Source organism: Delftia sp. PX-1, assembly GCF_055797465.1.
In genome coordinates this window covers 685,809-701,272 of the sequence record NZ_CP184763.1, presented here as the reverse complement: position 1 = coordinate 701,272, position 15,464 = coordinate 685,809, and the positions used below count along the sequence as shown (strand labels likewise).

General features: G+C 68.9%; 14 protein-coding genes. 5 read left to right on the top strand and 9 right to left on the bottom strand.

All coding sequences use genetic code 11. The features are described from left to right. Positions 1-2 precede the first annotated feature (2 nt). On the bottom strand, positions 3-848 hold the full coding sequence (locus ACN20X_RS03260) for an IclR family transcriptional regulator (protein WP_047327977.1): 846 nt from the start codon (positions 846-848) through the stop codon (positions 3-5). Positions 849-1,008: 160 nt separating this feature from the next. Between ACN20X_RS03260 and ACN20X_RS03255 the strand changes: the two genes are divergently transcribed. The 3 genes from ACN20X_RS03255 to ACN20X_RS03245 all read left to right on the top strand — a co-directional run bounded on the left by ACN20X_RS03255 (position 1,009) and on the right by ACN20X_RS03245 (position 5,385). Then, positions 1,009-1,989, top strand: a complete 981-nt coding sequence (locus ACN20X_RS03255; RefSeq protein WP_034389537.1) for a Bug family tripartite tricarboxylate transporter substrate binding protein — start codon at positions 1,009-1,011, stop codon at positions 1,987-1,989. Positions 1,990-2,019: 30 nt separating this feature from the next. Then, the gene (locus tag ACN20X_RS03250; RefSeq protein WP_133073148.1) at positions 2,020-4,416 is read left to right on the top strand and encodes a cytochrome P450/oxidoreductase; all 2,397 of its coding nucleotides are present in this window, start codon (positions 2,020-2,022) and stop codon (positions 4,414-4,416) included. A 417-nt stretch (positions 4,417-4,833) separates the two neighbouring features. Beyond that, positions 4,834-5,385, top strand: a complete 552-nt coding sequence (locus ACN20X_RS03245; protein WP_017406990.1) for a GNAT family N-acetyltransferase — start codon at positions 4,834-4,836, stop codon at positions 5,383-5,385. A gap of 13 nt (positions 5,386-5,398) precedes the next feature. Here ACN20X_RS03245 and sugE read toward each other — a convergent pair whose 3' ends face one another. The 3 genes from sugE to ACN20X_RS03230 form a co-directional block, all read right to left on the bottom strand. After that, positions 5,399-5,716 (bottom strand): quaternary ammonium compound efflux SMR transporter SugE, encoded by a 318-nt coding sequence (sugE, locus tag ACN20X_RS03240; RefSeq protein WP_013804742.1) that lies wholly within the window; start codon positions 5,714-5,716, stop codon positions 5,399-5,401. Between the two features lie 189 nt (positions 5,717-5,905). Beyond that, entirely contained in the window at positions 5,906-6,394 is a 489-nt protein-coding gene (locus ACN20X_RS03235; RefSeq protein WP_016450511.1) for a putative toxin-antitoxin system toxin component, PIN family, read from the bottom strand. Beyond that, on the bottom strand, positions 6,391-7,671 hold the full coding sequence (locus ACN20X_RS03230; RefSeq protein WP_017406989.1) for a THUMP domain-containing class I SAM-dependent RNA methyltransferase: 1,281 nt from the start codon (positions 7,669-7,671) through the stop codon (positions 6,391-6,393). The genes ACN20X_RS03235 and ACN20X_RS03230 overlap by 4 nt, the downstream gene beginning before the upstream one ends. A 115-nt stretch (positions 7,672-7,786) precedes the next feature. Between ACN20X_RS03230 and ACN20X_RS03225 the strand changes: the two genes are divergently transcribed. Both ACN20X_RS03225 and rocF read left to right on the top strand, forming a co-directional pair. Next, entirely contained in the window at positions 7,787-8,860 is a 1,074-nt protein-coding gene (locus ACN20X_RS03225; protein WP_209803309.1) for an ornithine cyclodeaminase, read from the top strand. A 17-nt stretch (positions 8,861-8,877) separates the two neighbouring features. After that, entirely contained in the window at positions 8,878-9,843 is a 966-nt protein-coding gene (gene rocF / locus ACN20X_RS03220; RefSeq protein WP_026062796.1) for an arginase, read from the top strand. Positions 9,844-9,849: 6 nt separating this feature from the next. Here rocF and rtcA read toward each other — a convergent pair whose 3' ends face one another. The 5 genes from rtcA to ACN20X_RS03195 all read right to left on the bottom strand — a co-directional run bounded on the left by rtcA (position 9,850) and on the right by ACN20X_RS03195 (position 14,857). Continuing rightward, the gene (gene rtcA / locus ACN20X_RS03215; RefSeq protein WP_473210273.1) at positions 9,850-10,893 is read right to left on the bottom strand and encodes an RNA 3'-terminal phosphate cyclase; all 1,044 of its coding nucleotides are present in this window, start codon (positions 10,891-10,893) and stop codon (positions 9,850-9,852) included. Between the two features lie 13 nt (positions 10,894-10,906). Next, entirely contained in the window at positions 10,907-11,728 is an 822-nt protein-coding gene (locus ACN20X_RS03210) for a nucleotidyltransferase domain-containing protein (RefSeq protein WP_016454607.1), read from the bottom strand. A gap of 158 nt (positions 11,729-11,886) precedes the next feature. Next, positions 11,887-13,104 carry an RtcB family protein gene (locus tag ACN20X_RS03205; protein WP_016454606.1) on the bottom strand — a complete coding sequence of 406 codons (1,218 nt, stop codon included), beginning with the start codon at positions 13,102-13,104 and terminating at the stop codon, positions 11,887-11,889. A gap of 59 nt (positions 13,105-13,163) precedes the next feature. Beyond that, complete coding sequence (locus tag ACN20X_RS03200; RefSeq protein ID WP_016454605.1) at positions 13,164-13,661, bottom strand: hypothetical protein; 498 nt, start codon at positions 13,659-13,661, stop codon at positions 13,164-13,166. Positions 13,662-13,717: 56 nt separating this feature from the next. Beyond that, entirely contained in the window at positions 13,718-14,857 is a 1,140-nt protein-coding gene (locus ACN20X_RS03195) for a slipin family protein (RefSeq protein WP_013804750.1), read from the bottom strand. Between the last annotated feature and the right edge of the window lie 607 nt (positions 14,858-15,464).

The window sequence follows — 15,464 nt, the reverse complement described above, 5'->3', positions numbered from 1 at the left end:
CCTCAACCGGGCCTCAGCCGGGCCTCACCGGGCAGATGGCCCAGCGAGGCGCTGACGCGCGCCGCTTCGGCGCGCAGGGCCCGGGCCACAGCGCCCTGCGGGTCCGGGTCGAAGCCGCCGCTGGCGCCCAGCGCGCACAGCACGCCCACCACATGGCCTGTGTAATCGTGCAGCGGCGCCGCCACGGCGCTGATGCCCGGCAGGTTGACGTCGCGCACCGAGGCGCAGCCCGCAGCGCGGATCTCGCGGCGCAGCGTGCCCAGCGGGTCCGCGCCATCGAGCAGCGCGCGCCGCGCGGCCGGCGCCTCGGCCAGCTCCCGGGCCAGCAGCGCATCCACGCGGGCATCGTCGTCCATGAAGGCGAAGAAGGCGCGCCCCGTGGCCGACCACAGCAGCGACATCACCGAGCCCACGCGCACATTGACGGTGACCGGCAGGCCCGGCTCCTCGAAGCGCACGATGGTCGGCCCCAGGTTGCCCATCACGGCCACGAAGCTGGTGACCTGCAAGGCCTCGCGCAGGTGCAGCAGGGCCGGCTCGGCCAGGCGGATGGGGTCGGACTGCCGCATGGCGGCCAGGCCCACGCGCATGGCCTCGGCCGCCAGCGCGTACTGCGTGCCGCCACGGTCCTGCTCCACCAGCCCCTCGGCCATCAGGCTGGCCAGGTAGCGGTGGACCTTGGCCGGGCTTTCCTCCACCGCGCCCGCGATGGCCGTGAGGCTGGCGCGTCCGCCCAGCGTGGCCAGGGCCTTGAGCACGGCCAGGCAGGTCTCGGCGGCCTGCACGCGCTGGCGCCTTTCGCGCGGCGGCGCGGGCTCGTCAATCTCGGAGGCAACAGTGGAAGTCATGGCGGCAGGACGGGTCTGGAAAGGCCTGTTTTAAGGGCTGGCGGGGCATTGTGCCGCAGCTTGCGGGTAATCCCGGGCGGTGTTTTTACGCAATGCGTAGAAAAATTACGCAAAACAAGATTCCATGGATTCCACCCAGGCCTCACCGGAGACAAGCCCCATGCACAAGCGCCTTTTCCTCACCACACTGGCCGCAGGCCTGCTATCGGCCACCGCCCTGCCCGGCGCGCTGGCCCAGGACGGATTCCCCAGCAGGAACGTGCGCTGGATCGTTCCCTACGCGGCCGGCGGCGGCTCGGACTTCCTGGCCCGCACCATAGGCCAGGCCTGGGGCGGCCAGGTGCACCAGCCCATCGTGGTGGACAACCGCCCGGGCGGCAACACGGCCATAGGCGCCTCGGAAACCGCGCGCGCCGCCGCCGATGGCTACACCGTGCTGTCGGCCGACAACGGCACCCTGGTCTTCAATCCCGTGCTCTACAAGAGCCTCAGCTACAACCCCGCCAGGGACCTTGCGCCGGTCACGCTGATGGGCCGCTTCCCGATGATCCTAGTGGCCGGCCCCGGCATGGCAGCGGCCACGGCCAAAGACTTCCTGGCCCAGGCGCGCACCAGCAAGGACGGCGTGAACTACGCCTCGGCCGGTGCCGGCAGCCCGCACCACCTGGCCATGGAACTGCTCAGGGTGGAGGCCGGCCTGAAGCTGGTGCACGCGCCCTACAAGGGCGCGGCACCGGCCCTGGGCGACGTGGCTGGCGGCCAGGTGCCCGTGATGATGGTGGACCTGGCCGCGGGCGCAGGCTTCATCAAGGGCGGCAAGGTCCGCCCGCTGGCCGTGGCCAACGCCACGCGCCTGCCCCAGTTGCCCGACGTGCCCACCTTCGCCGAGCTGGGCCTGCCCAAGGTGCAGGCCGCCGCCCTGGTGGGACTGGTGGCGCCCGCCAGGACGCCGGCCCCGGTCATCGCGGCCCTGCACCGGCAGGTCGTGGCCGCGATCAACGAGCCCGCCGTGCGCCAGAAGCTCGTGGATTTCGGCGTGGAGCCCGTGGGCAACACGCCCGAGCAGTTCGCCGCGCTGCTGGCCAGCGAAAGCACGCGCTGGCACCAGCTGATCCGCGACCAGAACATCACTTTGGATTGACCCTCCGCGCCTCCTGCCTGCGAACCTGCCATGACTGCCTCCGCCGCCCCCGACACCGCCCCGTCCGCCTTTGCGTCCGCTTTTGCGTCCGGCTCTGCGCCCGCCTCCGCGCGCTGCCCCTTCGACCACCGCCAGCCCAGCGGCCAGACCGGCCCCACGGGCTGCCCCGTCAGCGCAGGTGCCGCGGCCTTCGACCCGTTCAGCGACGGCTACCAGCAGGACCCGCCCGAATATGTGCGCTGGGCGCGCGAGCAGGAGCCGGTGTTCTACAGCCCGCAACTGGGCTACTGGGTGGTCACGCGCTTCGACGACATCAAGGCGGTGTTCCGCGACAACATCGCCTTCAGTCCCTCGATCGCGCTGGAGAAGATCACGCCCACGGGCGAGGAGGCCAATGCCGTGCTGGCCTCCTACGGCTTCGCGCTGAACCGCACCCTGGTCAACGAGGACGAGCCCGCCCACATGCCGCGCCGCCGCGCGCTGATGGACCCGTTCACGCCCGAGGAGCTGCGCCACCACGAGCCCATGGTGCGCAAGCTGGCGCGCGCCTATGTGGACCGCTTCATCGACGACGGTCGCGCCGACCTTGTGGACCAGATGCTGTGGGAGGTGCCGCTGACCGTGGCCCTGCACTTCCTCGGCGTGCCCGAGGAGGACATGGACCGGCTGCGCGAGTACTCCATCGCCCACACCGTCAACACCTGGGGCCGGCCCCGGCCCGAGCAGCAGGTGGCCGTGGCCCATGCGGTGGGCAACTTCTGGCAGCTGGCCGGCAAGGTGCTGGCCAAGATGCGCGAGAACCCCGATGCGCCGGGCTGGATGCAATACGGCATACGCAAGCAAAAGGAGCTTCCCGAGGTCGTCACCGACTCCTACCTGCACTCCATGATGATGGCCGGCATCGTGGCCGCGCACGAGACCACGGCCAATGCCACGGCCAACGCCGTCAAGCTGCTGCTGCAGCATCCCGGCGCCTGGAAGCAGATCTGCGAGAACCCTGCGCTGATCCCCAATGCCGTGGAGGAATGCCTGCGCCACAACGGCTCGGTGGCCGCCTGGCGGCGCCTGGCCACGCGCGACGTGGTGATCGGCGGCGTGGCCGTGCCGGCGGGCTCGAAGCTGCTCATCGTGACCTCGTCGGCCAACCACGACGAGCGGCATTTCGCCGATGCCGACTTCTTCGACATCCACCGCGACAACGCCGGCGACCACCTGACCTTCGGCTATGGCTCGCACCAGTGCATGGGCAAGAACCTGGCGCGCATGGAGATGCAGATCTTCCTGGAGGAGTTCACGCGCCGCCTGCCCCACATGCGGCTGGCCGAGCAGCGGTTCACCTACGTGCCCAACACCTCGTTCCGGGGCCCCGAACACCTGTGGGTGGAGTGGGACCCGGCCCTGAACCCCGAGCGCGCCCGTCCCGCCCTGCTGCAGGCGCGCCAGCCCGTGCGCATCGGCGAAGCCCTGCAGGGCGGCGCCAGCCGGCCCATGGTCGTGGCCGAGGCCGAGGCTGCCGCCGAAGGCGTGCTGCGCCTGCGCCTGAAGGCCGCCGATGGACACGCCCTGCCGCGCTGGACGCCGGGCTCGCACATCGACCTGCAATGCGGCGACACGGGCCTGTCGCGCCAGTACTCGCTGTGCGGCGACCCGCAGGACACCGGCAGCTACGAGATTGCCGTGCTGCGCGAGGCCAACGGCCGTGGCGGCTCGGCCTGGGTGCATGAGCATCTGCACCGCGGCGCCACCGTACAGGTGCGGGGCCCGCGCAACCATTTCCCGCTGGACGAAGGCGCCAGCCACCTGATCCTGGTGGCCGGCGGCATCGGCATCACGCCCATCTCGGCCATGGCACGGCGCGCCAGGGCGCTGGGCCTGTCCTATGAAATCCACTACAGCGGCCGGCGCCGCGCGGGCATGGCGCTGCTGGCGCCGCTGCAGGCCGAGCATGGCGCCCGGCTGCACCTGTACGTGGCGGAGGAAGGCCGGCGCGCCGACTACGCCGCCCTGCTGGCCACGCCGCGCGCCGGAGCCCGCATTCATGCCTGCGGACCGGCGCGCCTGCTGCACGGCCTGGAGGCCGCCAGCCGCCACTGGCCCGAGGACAGCCTGCGCGTGGAGCATTTCGTCTCCACCGTGGGGGCGCTGGACCCTGCCAGGGAGCAGGGCTTCAAGGTGGAACTGCGCGCCTCGGGCCTTGTGCTGCAGGTGCGCAACGACCAGACGCTGCTGGACGCCCTGCGCAGCGCGAAGATCGAAGTGCAAAGCGACTGCCGGGAAGGGCTGTGCGGGTCCTGCGAAGTGCCCGTGCTCGAAGGCGAGGTGGACCACCGAGACATGGTGCTCACGCGCGGCGAGCGCGCGGCTTGCACCAAGATGATGAGCTGCTGCTCGCGCGCCAGGAGCGGCAGGCTGGTGCTGGGCCTGTAGCCAGGGCTACAGGGCAGCCCGGCGCCCGCAAGCCCGGCGCCCAGAAACACAAAAGCCCCAAGGCCATCATCGGCAATGGGGCGATCGCATCGGTGGGCGCGCTTCGGGGCGCACCTGCCTCCAACCGGATTACTGGTTGGCGATTTCGAGCTCGGCGTTGCGGGCTTGCTGGATGAAATCGATCAGGGAATAGATTGCTTGGCGCATGGTGAACTTCCTTACTGAGACGCTCAACAATCACTGGCGGCATGCATCTCAAGTGCCGCGAATGCCGGGAAAACCCTCTAAGCGTTTACCCTAGGTATAAGTATAAACCACTAGATCCGCCCGTGCAAAGGCACAGTTGTAAGCGCACGTCAAGATTCCGCAGAGGCGCCCAACTGCGTCCCAATGTCAGGCATGGGATGATTCAGGCTTATGACCGCGCCTTCCGTTTCCCTCGCACCCTGGCACATAGAGCCGCTGAACCCGGCCGAGGCGCCGTGGCCGCTGCTGCTGTCGGCGGATCCGTCGCGGGAAAAGGTGCGCGGCTATCTGGCGGGCTCCACCTGCTTTGCCGCGCGCGAGTCCTTCCAGCGCGAAGGCCAGCCGCCGCGTCCCGGCGGGCGCGGCGAGGTATTGGGCATGTGCGTGCTGGTGCCGCTGCGCGCCAGCGGCGACGAGGCCTCAGGCCCACCCGCCTGGGAGCTGATGAACATCGCGGTCGCGGAATCGCTGCACCACCGGGGCCTGGGCACCGCCCTGCTGCGCCAGGCCATCGCCTGGGCGCGCTCGCAAGGTGCTCCCCGCATCGAGGTCGGCACCGGCAGCTTCGGCGACCAGCTGGTCTTCTACCAGCGCGCGGGTTTTCGCGTGACGGGCATCGTGCGTGACTTCTTTCTGAAGCACTACACCACCCAGCTGTGGGAGCGCGGCGTGCAGCACCGCGACATGCTGCGCCTGACGCTGGAGCTGGGCACGGGCCGCTGAACGGCCGCCCCGCTCAGTCCGAAGACATCTTCATCAGCACCAGGCCCGAGACGATGAGCACGGCCGCGCCGATGCGCATGGCGCTGACCTGCTCGCCCAGGACCGTGATGCCGACCAGGAAGGCGCCCACGGCGCCGATGCCGGTCCAGATCGTGTAGGCCGTGCCCAGCGGCAGGCTGCGCATGGCCACGGCCAGCAGGCCGAAGCTGGCGATCATGGTGACGATGGTGATGGCGCTGGGCACCAGCCGCGTGAAGCCGTGCGATTGCTTCATCGAAAACGCCCAGACCACTTCGAGCAGCCCCGCCACCAACAGATAGACCCATGCCATGGAAAACTCCTTGTGAAGCCGGGTCGTCCCGGCGCATGCATGTCCCGATGTGGGGGAGGCCGTGCTCCTGGCAGAAGGGCTTGCGCCTCCTGCATGGCCGCCAGTTTAGGAGAAAGCCTTCAAGCCGGCCGCACCCAGCCTGTTGCCCCATTGCCGCCTGGGTGGTTGCTGCACAACAGCATCCAGGCTTCAGGCGGCCAGTGCCTCTTCCTGCTCGGCCAGCAGGATGTTGCCCACGGTGGCGCCCAGGCCGGCCACACGCTTGCGCAGCTTGAGCACGGCCTTGTCCTTGCTGATCAGCAGCGCCTGGTGCTGGCTGGCCAGGTCCAGGAAATGCTGGTCGTCGGGGTCGGTGCAGGCAAAGCGGATGCGCGGCGCATCGGCCACGTATTCGACGGCTCCGTCGAAGGCCGAGAGCACGCCCTCGACCGTCTTGCCGTAGAAGGCCACGCGCGGCGCGATCTGGCTGTAGTGCAGCACGCGTTCGAGCTCGATGCGCTGGGCCTGGTCGGCGATCCAGCGCATCTGCCCCTGCTCCACCAGCTCGCGGATCGGCGGAACATGCGGATCGTCGAAGATCAGCATGTCAAGGACCACATTGGTATCGAGCACCACGGGCCGGGGCAGGGGACCTTCGTAGCCGTCGTTGCACTGCGGCCAGCGCAGCACGATCTTCATGGCGCGGCGCCCTCTGCCGGGCCTTCGGCGGCCTTTCTGGGCTTGACAGCGCCACGGACCATGTCGAAGCGGAACAGCCGGCACTCGATGGGGCCGTTCCACATGGGCGTGCGCCGCGCTTCCTTCAGGCGCATCTTGCCGGGCAGCTTGAGGTCGGGCGTGAGCATCCAGGCGCTCCAGCCGCTGTAGTTCTTCTTCCAGTGGGTGGCCAGCTGGCTGAAGAATTCCACACCGTCCTCGGTCTGGGCCGTCTCGCGGCCCGCGCGCTCGACCACGGCCATGCGCTCGCCGGCGCTGCGGCCGGCCGAGCCGGCTGCGGCAATGCGCTCGCCATAGGGCGGATTCAGCAGCATCAGGCCGGGCTGCTCGCAAGGCGGCATGCGCTGCAGGGCGTCGCCGCCGCGCAGCTGCACGGTCTGGCCCACGCCCGCGCGCTCGGCGTTGCGCTGGGCGAAGTCCACCATGCGGTGTGACACGTCGGAGCCATAGATGCCCACGGGGCTGTCGGGCAGGATGGCGGCCTCTGCCTCGTCCAGCATGGCTTCCCACACATGCCTCTGGAAGGGCACGAGCTTTTCGAACGCGAAGCGCCGCAGGATGCCGGCCGGAATGCGCCGGGCGATCTGCGCGGCCTCGATCAGCACCGTGCCGCTGCCGCAGCAGGGGTCGTACAGCGGCTGGGGATCGTCGCCGTGCGGGTCCCAGCCCGTGGCGGCGATCATGGCCGCGGCCAGGGTTTCCTTGAGCGGCGCATCGCCCTTGTCCTCGCGCCAGCCACGCTTGAACAGCGCCTCGCCCGAGGTGTCGATGTAGATGGTGGCCTCGTCGGTCGTCAGGTGCAGGTGCACGCGCACGTCGGGGTGGCGCGTTTCCACGTCGGGGCGCACGCCCTTCCTGTCGCGGAAGCGGTCGGCAATGGCGTCCTTGACGCGCAGCGCCGCAAAGTTGAGGCTGGTCAGCGGGCTGTGCTGGGCCGTGACTTCGATCTTGAAGCTCTCGCGCGGGGAGAACCAGATCTCCCAGGCCACTTCGCTGGCGGCGCGGTACAGGTCGTTTTCGTTGCGGTACAGGGTCTGCGACAGCTGCACCAGCACGCGCTGGGCCAGACGGCTGTGCAGGTTCAGCAGCATGGCGTCGCGCCACAGGCCGCGCACCATCACGCCGCCACGGCCGACCAGGAGGTCGTGGCCGCTCAGGCCGGTGATCGCGTGGACCTCGTCGGCCAGAAATCCCTCGACGCCGGCGGCGCAGGGCAAAAACAGATGCAGTTGGTTCATAGCTTGGGTGCCGAGCATACGCGCACCGCGATTCCCCGCGCAGGCGCCAGCCGAAACCCGCTTGCCTGCGCTTCGGCCCGGGCCTACAGTGGAAGCAACCGCGAGGGAGAGCACCATGAAGACTCGAACCACGCCCGTCCACACGGATTTCCTCGGCGCCACGCAGGCCGCACGCCTGGTGGCGCAGGTCGGCGTCGCCGCCTGCCTGGCCGGCCTGGCCGATGCCATCGAGCAAGACTTCGCGCGCTGGCCCGATTTCGAGAAATCGGCCCGCCTCGCCCACCATTCGCCCGGCGGCGTGATCGAGCTCATGCCCGTGTCCGATGCGCTGGACTACGCCTTCAAGTACGTCAATGGCCATCCAGACAACGCCGACCGGGACCTGCCCACGGTGATGGCATTCGGCGCCCTGGCCGACGTGGCCACGGGCCTGCCGGTCTTCCTGTCCGACCTGACGCTGGCCACGGCGCTGCGCACCGCGGCCACCTCGGCGCTGGCCGCGCGCCGGCTGGCGCGACAGGGCTGCCGCAGCATGGCGCTGATCGGCGCAGGATCGCAGTCCGAATTCCAGGCCCTGGCCTTCACCCACCTGCTGGGCGTGGAACGGCTGCGCATCTTCGACATCGACGTCCAGGCCATGCGCAAGCTGGTGGACAACCTGGGCCATGCAGGCATTGCCGCCCAGCGCATCACCTGCTGCACCAGCAGCGCCCAGGCGCTGGAAGGCGCCGACATCGTCACCACGGTCACGGCCGCCAAGCGCCGCGCCTGCGTGATCGCCGATGCCGATGTGCGCCCCGGCACCCACATCAATGCCGTCGGCGGCGATTGCCCCGGCAAGACCGAACTGCCCGTGGAGTTGCTGCGGCGCGCGCGCATCTTCGTGGAGTTCACGCCCCAGACGCGCGTGGAAGGCGAGATACAGCAGCTGCCCGCCGACGCGCCCGTGACCGAGCTGTGGCAGGTCATCAATGGCCTGGCGCCGGGACGCGGGCACGACACCGAGATCACGCTGTTCGACTCCGTGGGCTTTGCGCTGGAAGACTATTCGGCCCTGCGCTGGTTGCGCGCGCTGGCCCACGACACCGGGCTGATGCAGTCGATCGACCTGGTGCCTGCGCTGGCCGACCCCCGCGACCTGTACCGGCTGGTGCGCGAGGCCGGGCAGGCAGAACGCGGCTTTGGCTGACACGGGGACTGCATACCATGGGTCCCATGAGCATGAACACCCATACGACCCCGCAGACCGCACGCGCCCTGAGACTCATAGGCGTGCCCACCGACATCGGCGCCAGCCGCCTGGGCAGCGCCATGGGCCCCGACGCGCTGCGCGTGGCCGGCCTGGCCCCGGCGCTGCGCCAGCTGGGCTGCCAGGTGCGCGACATCGGCAACCTGGCCGGTCCGCCCAATCCCCAGACACCGCCCGAGCAGGGGCTGCGCCACCTCGCACCGGCCCGCGCCTGGATGGACGCCGTGCACCAGGCCGTGGGCCAGGCGCTGGACGATGGCGAGCTGCCGCTGATGCTGGGCGGCGACCACAGCCTGGCCATGGGCTCGATCAGTGCCGTGGCCGCCCACTGCCGCCGCCTGGGCCGCGCGCTGCGCGTGATCTGGCTGGACGCCCACGCCGACTGCAACACGCCCGATATCTCGCCCAGCGGCAACCTGCACGGCATGCCCGTGGCCAGCCTGTGCGGCCTGGGGCCCGAGCCGCTGACCGCGCTGTCCCAGGGCGGCGATCCGGCGCTGGATGCCGCCTCGCTGTGCCAGATCGGCCTGCGCAGCGTGGATGACCAGGAAAAGCGCCTGCTGCATTCGCTGGACATCGAGGTGTACGACATGCGCGCCATCGACGAGTTGGGCATGCGCGAGGTCATGCGCCGCGCGCTCGACGGCCTCGCCGGCAGCGACACCCACCTGCACCTGAGCTTCGACGTGGACTACCTCGATCCCGACATCGCGCCCGGCACGGGCACGCCCGTGCGCGGCGGCCCCAGCTACCGCGAGGCCCAGTTGTGCATGGAGATGCTGGCCGACACCGGACGCCTGGGCTCGATGGACCTGGTGGAACTGAACCCGGCGCTGGACCTGCGCAACCAGACGGCCGAGCTGGTGGTGGACCTGCTGGAGAGCCTGTTCGGCAAGAGCACGCTGGTGCGGGCCGATCGCTGAGGCCGCTCAGGCTGGCGAGAGCGAAACACGCCAGCCGTCACCCGTTGCATCTGTGGCGAAGCGCACAGGCACAAAGCGCTCGATCACCTCGAAATTGCTGCGCGCATGCGGCGTAAGTTCCGTGCAGGTGTAGCTGGCACCGCGCCCGCTGCGCCAGACGGCCAGCGCCAGCGGCAGGGCCCATTGGTCGGCCAGGTACGGGCCCAGCGCGGCCCGGCTGCCCTGGTGGCGGCGCACCTCGCGTGCCAGGTCATGCGCCACCTTTTCGGCGCTGACGCCCTTCATGCCGAACTGCGTGAACACTTCGCTCAGGTGCTCATAGGCCAGCGTGGCCAGCAGCGCGTTGCCCGGCCCCTCGTTCTGGCGCACGGCAGCCACCTGCAGCTGCTCGCCAGACCAGTCCAGGGCCTGGCCCAGATGGTCCAGTTCGCGCTGGGCCACCGCGCGTGGCAGCGCGGGCGCAAAGCATTCGGCATGGCTGGCCAAGGGGGCGCCGCGTTCGGTGATATCGAAAGGCACAAGCCCATTGGTTGCCGGCGTGATCGTCACGTCCATCTCGCCGCCACCGGCCGGATAAAAGCCCAGCCGGCGCAGCCGCAGTTCGCAGCGCGCGCCCAGCCTGTGCAGCAGCGGCGCATAGCTGCGCTCCAGGAAATGGAAGGGCGGCGCGGCCGGGTTGTGGGTGCCGCCGCCCAGGGTCAGGCGGCTTTCGCCATCGGCCAGCATCAGCGCGGGCCACAGCGTCTGCAGCAGCAGGGTGCAACTGCCGGCCGAGGCGATCACGAAGCGGTACTCGCCCGCACGCACCGGCCCCGGTGTGAATTGCAGCGTCTGCGAATTCATCTCGGCGCCCTGCATCTGCGCGCCGCAGATTTCGGCGGCGGCATTGACGCAGGCCAGGTGCTGGCGCATCAGGCCCGGCTTGGCGCGCCCGGCACGGATGCGCTGCATGGCAAAGGGCTGGCCCGTGCACATGGACAGCGCCAGCGCGCTGCGCAGCATCTGGCCTCCGCCCTCCCCGGCGGAGCCGTCGATCTCGATCACTTTCATTTTTCTCTTTCATTCATTGCCGCCAATTGCCGCCAAAGCGCGCCACGGCATCCCGCAGATAGCGGTCCAGCGGCGCCGCATCGGCCTGGTCCCCCGGATCGGGCGCATGGGCCATGGCATGGGCCAGCTCGCGCTCCAGGAAATCATGGACCCGCACCCGGCGCGGCCCCTTGGCGGCCTCGCCCAGGCGCATCTTGAGCTCCAGCAGCTCGTTGAGCTCGGCCAGCAGGACTGCATCCTCCAGCGTGCCCGCCGCCAGCTGTGCAAAGCGCATGGGCGGCGCACCACGCCCCTCGCGTATCCAGCGCGCGGCCAGCAAGGGGCGCAGCACGTAGAAGTACTTCTTGTAGCGCACCACATCACCCTGCAGGTGGGCGCGCAGGTTCTTGCGCGCCATGGCCACGTAGTGGTGGTAGCCGCGCACCGGCGAAAAGCCCTGCTCGGCCAGCAGATGCAGGCGCTCGGCCCAGGGCTGCTCCTGCCGGTAGACCACGGGCGAGCGCAGCCATTCGAGCAGCGTGGGGTTGGAGGCGCGCAGCAGCCCCAGCGCCTTGCGCAGCTCCCAGCCGCTGACATCGAGCTCGCCGCTGAGCGGCTGCTCTATGACATCGCGGCCCGGCGCCACCGTCAGATACCAGGGCAGGCGGTGGACGTAGATGAAGCGCACGTCATAGTCGCTGTCGGGCGAGGCAAAGCCCCAGCCGCGGCTGCCCGACTCGCAGGCAAACAGCACCGTGACCTCGTGCCTGCGCTCCACCTCGGCCAGGTTGGCCAGCACCGTGGCGCGCATGGCGTCGGAGACCGGATGCGCGCTCAATACCTTCTCTTCCCTCATGCTCTCATCCTGCTTTCTTTTCAATTGCCACGCCTCATAAGACTGGCAAGCCCCAAGCGAGGGACACCGAGGAAGGGCCGCCCCGCACCGAGGGTGTCGTCCCCCTCCCCCGCGAAGCGGGTAGAGAGGGGGAAGCCGCATAGCGGCTCAGGGGGTGCCTATCCTTTCACGCACACCACTTGCTTCAGGGTGTGCACCACCTCCACAAGATCCTGCTGCGCGGCCATGACCGCATCGATGTCCTTGTAGGCCATGGGAATCTCGTCCACCACATTGGCATCCTTGCGGCATTCCACGCCCTCGGTGGCCTTGATGTGGTCCGCCACGCTGAACATCTTCTTGGCCTTGGTGCGGCTCATCACGCGGCCCGCACCGTGGCTGCAGCTCTCGAAGCTCTCCGGGTTGCCCAGGCCGCGCACGATATAGCTGCGCGCGCCCATGCTGCCCGGGATGATGCCCAGCTCGCCGCGCCGCGCGCTCACCGCGCCCTTGCGGGTGATGAACACGTCCTGGCCGAAATGGCGCTCCTGCTGCACGTAGTTGTGGTGGCAGTTCACCGCCTCCACATGCGACTCGAAGGGCTTGGCGATCACCTTGCGCACCGTGGCGATGAGGTTGACCATCATCACCTCGCGGTTGCGCATGGCGAACTTCTGCGCCCAGGACACGCCGCGCACATAGTCGCCAAAGTAGCGGGCCCCTTCCTCGAAATAGGCCAGGTCCTTGTCGGGCAGGTTGCGCTGATGCAGTTCTGCGTCCTTCTTGGCCAGCTCGATGAAATGGGTGCCGATGGCATTGCCCACGCCGCGCGAGCCCGAGTGCAGCATGAACCACACGAAGCCCGCCTCGTCCAGGCAGATCTCGATGAAGTGGTTGCCGCTGCCCAGCGTTCCCAGGTGCTTGCGGTTGTTGGTGTTGGCCAGGCGCGGATGCAGCTCGCACAGCAGGTCGAACTCATCGGCCAGCGTGGCCCAGACCTGGTCCACCGACACGGGCGGGTTCTCCCAGCTGCCTGGATCACGGCCCCGGTGGCGCGGCACCGAGCCATGCGGCACGGCCTGCTCTATCGCCGAGCGCAGCGGGCCCAGGTTGTCGGGCAGGTCCTCGGCGCGCAGCGTGGTCTTGGCAGCCATCATTCCGCAGCCGATGTCCACGCCCACGGCCGCCGGGATGATGGCCTTGATGGTCGGGATCACCGAGCCCACGGTGGCGCCTATGCCCAGGTGCACGTCGGGCATGGCTGCGACATGCTTGAACACCACGGGCAGGCGCGCGGCGTTCTCCAGCTGCTTGCGCGCCTCGTCCTCGACGGGCACGCCCTTGGTCCACATCTTGATGGGGACGCCGTTTTCCACGTTGTGTTGCAGGTAGTTCATTGCGTTGTCCTTCAGTCTTCTTGTCTGTTCGTCTTGTTCAGGTCTTGCTGCCGCGCGGCTCATCCACGCATCAGGCGAGACAGGTCCCGCTTGCGGATGGCGCTGCCCAGGCTTTGATAGTCCCGCAGCGGGAATTCATGCTCCAGCCAGCGCTTTCGGTATTCCTCGACGCCCATGCCGCAATAAATACCGTCCAGCACGCGGTACACGCTGCGCACCACGTCCTCGCGGGCCATCTGCCCACGGGCCAGCACTTCATAGTCATCCATGGCGGTGATGCCCCAGCTGGCCCAGTCCGCGTACTGCCGCAGCTCGTATGAAAGGGTGTCGTGGCCACCCTCCATGCTCAGGTGCATTTCGCCGGGCTCGTCCATGAACACGGCGGCAGCGCGGTGCGCGCCCTTGGCCAAGGCCAGCGCCATGGCGGCCAGATCACCCAGCGAATCATGCAGGTAGGACACGGCACACACCAGTTCCTCCTCGGGCGTGCTGAACTTCAACGTCGCCCAGCCCGCCTTGCCCACCTCATAGCTCCATAGTTCTTCGAATGCGGCCATGGCCGTACCTCTCTTTTGTTTCTTCGTTGTCCGTTGTGTGCCGACCAGCCTGCCGGTCAACGCATCTTCACCAGCCCGTTGAGCACCTGGTCCAACCCTCCGAACACGGAGATCTTGTCGATGCGCTCGGCCACGCGCTCCAGCGTCTCCAGCTCCTTCATGCGCAGGGCCACGGGGTTGTCCTCCATGACCTTGGCGGTGTTGAGCAGCGAGCGCGTGGCCGCTGTTTCCTCGCGGCGGCGGATCACGTTGGCCTGGGCCTGCTTTTCGGCCTGCACCACCTGGGTCAGGATGGCCTTCATCTCGCCGGGCAGCACGATGTCCTTCACGCCCACGCTCTCCACCACCATGCCGAAGGGCTGCAGCTTGGCCGCCATGTGAGCGGTCACCACGTCGTCGATCACCGTCTTGTTCTCCAGCAGCTCATCGAGCGTGCGGGTGCCCACGGCGGCGCGCAGCGCGAACTGCAGCTCCCGGTACAGGTGCTCGGCGGGCTTTTGCAGCTGGGCAAAGGCGCGCAGAACGTCGGTGTGGCGATAGGTGGCGCTCAGGTTCAGGCGCAGGCTCACCTTGTCGCGGGTCATGATGTCCTGGCCCGAGACCTCGACGGCCTGCAGGCGCAGGTCCACCAGCTCCACGGCAATGCTGCGGCCGAACTTCCAGAACGCATGGCTGCCGGCCTGCAGCAGGCGGTCCACCTTGCCGTCGATGGTCAGCAGCGCGCACTGGCCTGCGGGCACCTGCACCTGCAGCACGCCGTTGAGGCCGGACACGCTGCGCTGGCGCAGCTGCGTCTGGGTCAGGCGCGCCGCCAGGGCGGCGGGCAGCTCGGCGCCGGCCTGCAGGTCGACCACCTGCACGCTCACATCCACCAGTCCCTTCCAGTACAGGCGGCGCGTGCCGGGCGGCAGGATCTCGACCAGCACGCCGTTTTCGCTGCGCAGGCCCGCCTCGGTTTCGGACAGTTCCACGCGCAGGAATTCGGCGGCCACCACGGCGGGCTCCTGCGCCATCAGGTAGTCGGCCAGGCCGTGCGTGAAGGCGGGCTGCTCCAGGGCAAAGGTTTCCACGCGCAGCTGGTCGGTGCCGGCAAACAGCCAGTGCCGGCCGCTGTGCAGCACGCGCTCGAAATCGCCATTGCGCAGCAGCAGGGCCCGTTCGTTCTTCTTGATGGTGATGCGTTGGATCTTCAGCATTTCTTCTTCTCCTCGTTCGGCGTCTTCGCCGCAATCAATAGGGGTGCCGTTACAGCAGCGGCGGGGTTCCAGGGGGCACGGCCCGGGCCTTGCAGTGCGCCGTGGCGGCAACCCTGGAAACAGGTTGCAGCGTGGCTGGCTGCGGGCGCGGACCGTGCCGGGACCTGGCACAGCCGCCGCTGCTGACGGGGGGCGGCCTGGGGCTGCATCGCAACCCGGCGGCCACCTCCCGCGTTCGGCGGGTGGTCTTTCGACCGTTTCAATAGCCCGGCCTTGCGGCCGGAAGAGTGGACAGGAATCGAACCTGCGACAGTCCTCTTGCGAGGGTGCTCTACCAGACTGAGCTACCAGTGGCTGGCAAGCCTGGAGTCGAACCAGGAGTCCCTTGCGGGACGGTTTCCACAACCTTGCCGTCACCCAGCGCCTGCGGCGTGCGGCATGCGGGAAATCGACAAGCCCCTGGGGGCCCGGACTTCCGGCACCGGCGGGGCGGGCCTTTGCCCCAACCCCGGCCTGTGAGCGGTCACCGCCTGCACTGGATGCCTTGCTTATTGCGAGATGCGTGCCAGCCTGGCATCCGGCACCAAACAATTCCCCAACCCCTTGA

Excerpts from the sequence above, each read along its gene's own strand:
- ACN20X_RS03260 (WP_047327977.1), bottom strand. The coding sequence starts at position 848 with ATGACTTCCACTGTTGCCTCCGAGATTGACGAGCCCGCGCCGCCGCGC.
- ACN20X_RS03255 (WP_034389537.1), top strand. The coding sequence starts at position 1,009 with ATGCACAAGCGCCTTTTCCTCACCACACTGGCCGCAGGCCTGCTATCG.
- ACN20X_RS03250 (WP_133073148.1), top strand. The coding sequence starts at position 2,020 with ATGACTGCCTCCGCCGCCCCCGACACCGCCCCGTCCGCCTTTGCGTCC.
- ACN20X_RS03245 (WP_017406990.1), top strand. The coding sequence starts at position 4,834 with ATGACCGCGCCTTCCGTTTCCCTCGCACCCTGGCACATAGAGCCGCTG.
- sugE (WP_013804742.1), bottom strand. The coding sequence starts at position 5,716 with ATGGCATGGGTCTATCTGTTGGTGGCGGGGCTGCTCGAAGTGGTCTGG.
- ACN20X_RS03235 (WP_016450511.1), bottom strand. The coding sequence starts at position 6,394 with ATGAAGATCGTGCTGCGCTGGCCGCAGTGCAACGACGGCTACGAAGGT.
- ACN20X_RS03230 (WP_017406989.1), bottom strand. The coding sequence starts at position 7,671 with ATGAACCAACTGCATCTGTTTTTGCCCTGCGCCGCCGGCGTCGAGGGA.
- ACN20X_RS03225 (WP_209803309.1), top strand. The coding sequence starts at position 7,787 with ATGAAGACTCGAACCACGCCCGTCCACACGGATTTCCTCGGCGCCACG.
- rocF (WP_026062796.1), top strand. The coding sequence starts at position 8,878 with ATGGGTCCCATGAGCATGAACACCCATACGACCCCGCAGACCGCACGC.
- rtcA (WP_473210273.1), bottom strand. The coding sequence starts at position 10,893 with ATGAAAGTGATCGAGATCGACGGCTCCGCCGGGGAGGGCGGAGGCCAG.
- ACN20X_RS03210 (WP_016454607.1), bottom strand. The coding sequence starts at position 11,728 with ATGAGGGAAGAGAAGGTATTGAGCGCGCATCCGGTCTCCGACGCCATG.
- ACN20X_RS03205 (WP_016454606.1), bottom strand. The coding sequence starts at position 13,104 with ATGAACTACCTGCAACACAACGTGGAAAACGGCGTCCCCATCAAGATG.
- ACN20X_RS03200 (WP_016454605.1), bottom strand. The coding sequence starts at position 13,661 with ATGGCCGCATTCGAAGAACTATGGAGCTATGAGGTGGGCAAGGCGGGC.
- ACN20X_RS03195 (WP_013804750.1), bottom strand. The coding sequence starts at position 14,857 with ATGCTGAAGATCCAACGCATCACCATCAAGAAGAACGAACGGGCCCTG.